The 525-nt window shown below is 48.0% G+C and carries 1 pseudogene; it reads left to right on the top strand.

Annotation, left to right across the window (positions count from 1 at the left end):
• A pseudogene (locus R8O10_RS27335) lies at positions 1 to 525 on the top strand (2',3'-cyclic-nucleotide 2'-phosphodiesterase); the annotation flags it as partial.

Here is a 525-nt window from a genome sequence, read left to right as displayed (position 1 = left end):
AATTTACAAGGCGTAGACAACAACAAAGGCACTATCAACGGTATCACTGCCGTCATGCCTGGCCGTTGGGGTAGCCACGTGGGAGTCATGGATCTAGTCATCGAGCAAAAAGACGGCCAATGGCAAGTAGTGGAAGGACAATCTGAAGCAAGACCAATTTTCGACAAAGCGACTAAGAAATCGCTTGCAGAAGCAGACCAAGGCATCATTAAAGCACTCGAAGACGATCACAAAGGCACTCGCGAATTCGTTAACCAACCAATTGGTAAAGCGAATGATGTGATGTACAGCTTCTTGGCTTTGGTGCAAGATGACCCAACAATCCAAATCGTTAACCTTGCACAAAAAGACTACGTTGAACGTTTCATTCAAGGCGATCCAGACCTTGCTGACATTCCAGTTTTGAGCGCGGCAGCGCCGTTTAAAGTGGGCGGACGTAAAGATGATCCGAACGGCTTCACTGAGGTAGAATCTGGCCAACTGACTTTCCGCAACGCCGCCGACTTGTACCTATACCCAAATACG

Origin of the sequence: Vibrio sp. 1727, assembly GCF_033344415.1 — a bacterium.
Classification (GTDB): domain Bacteria; phylum Pseudomonadota; class Gammaproteobacteria; order Enterobacterales; family Vibrionaceae; genus Vibrio; species Vibrio alginolyticus.
This window is presented reverse-complemented; position numbering and strand designations above follow the sequence as displayed.